Origin of the sequence: Rhodanobacter sp. MP1X3 (genome assembly GCF_014207165.1) — a bacterium.
Classification (GTDB): Bacteria; Pseudomonadota; Gammaproteobacteria; order Xanthomonadales; family Rhodanobacteraceae; genus Rhodanobacter.
The window spans coordinates 1-1,498 of the sequence record NZ_JACHCO010000023.1 but is presented as its reverse complement, the minus strand read 5'-3'; the positions used below and the strand labels follow the sequence as shown (position 1 = coordinate 1,498).

At 58.5% G+C, this 1,498-nt stretch carries 1 protein-coding gene; it reads left to right on the top strand.

Features of this window, described 5'->3' with window-relative positions:
* Positions 1-89: 89 nt before the first annotated feature.
* A partial coding sequence (locus tag HDE79_RS21740) for a beta-ketoacyl synthase N-terminal-like domain-containing protein (RefSeq protein ID WP_255488552.1) occupies positions 90-1,498 on the top strand: 1,409 nt, incomplete at its 3' end.

Here is a 1,498-nt window from a genome sequence, read left to right as displayed (position 1 = left end):
CGTTGTTGCCGGACTACATGGTGCCGTCGGCGTTCGTGGTTCTTGATGCGATGCCGCTAACGCCCAATGGCAAGCTGGACCGCAAGGCGTTGCCGATACCGGGGGACGAGGCGCTCGTTCACGCCACTTATGAAGGACCTCGTGGCGATCTCGAGCGCTCCCTCTGCGCAATCTGGCAAGAGACCCTCGGCGTCAGCCAGGCGGGTATCCATGACAACTTCTTTGAAGTCGGCGGCACCTCATTGCTGGCAATCCAAGTGCACCAGAAGATCATCGCACGGTTGTGGAGCGAGGCGTCTCTGATCGATCTCTTTACTTATCCGACGATCAAGCTTTATGCCGAATATATCGGCAGAAGCACCGGAAGGTACGAGGCAAATGTCGATTCCATCGCTCCGGTGACGATCCCCGAAATTGCCATCATCGGGATCGCCGGGCGGTTCCCTGATGCGCCCGATGTCCGCGCCTTGTGGAACAACGTCGAGGCTGGAATGGAGTCGATTCGAGTCTATACACGAGACGAACTCATCGGGGCCGGCCTGCCAACAGCGGTTATCGACAAGCCGAACTTCGTGCCCGTCCGTAGCTTGCTGGATGGCGTCGAGAACTTCGACGCCATCCATTTCGGCTTTACCCCGCGCGAGGCGGAGATCACTGATCCACAGCAGCGCATTCTGCTGGAGTGCGCGTACGAGGTCATCGAGTCGGCGGGTTATGGCGATGCTTCGGCCGCACGTTCGATAGGTGTTTTCGTCGGCGTTGGTGAGAACCTCTACGCCATAGGCCACCTGTTCCCGCGCATGGACGAACTCGCTTCGCTCGGTGCGATTGTTTCCTACGCCAACAGCAAGGATCACGCGGCGACCCGACTGTCCTACAAGCTGAATCTTTCAGGTCCAAGTATCAGCGTGAACACGGCGTGCTCTACGTCTCTTGTCGCCGTGCATCAGGCCTGTCTTAGCCTCATGGCTGGCGAAAGCCGAATGGCCATAGCAGGTGCTGCCAGCATCGGTGAGTTCGGCCCGGGGGGCTACCTGTTCAATGAGGGCGATATTCAATCGCCTGACGGTCATTGCCGCGCATTTGACGAAAGAGCGCAAGGGACCCGGCGTGGTAACGGTGCGGGCCTTGTTCTCCTGAAACGGCTTGATGTCGCCTTGGCAGACGGTGACACGATCCACGCCGTCATCAAAGGTTCGGCGCTTAACAACGACGGCTCAAACAAGGTCGGTTACACAGCGCCAAGCGTGGCAGGTCAGGCAAGAGCCATTACCCAAGCCTACCTGCAGGCCGGTATTTCACCGGATACCGTGCAATACGTCGAAGCACACGGTACCGGAACGATGCTTGGTGACCCCATCGAACTTCGTGCACTGGCACACGCTTACTCCGATGTGGCCTCACAGCGCTGCGCGCTAGGTTCGGTTAAGCCGAACATCGGTCATCTGGATTCAGCGTCTGGCATAGCTGGCCTGATCAAGACAGTGGAGGCACTCAA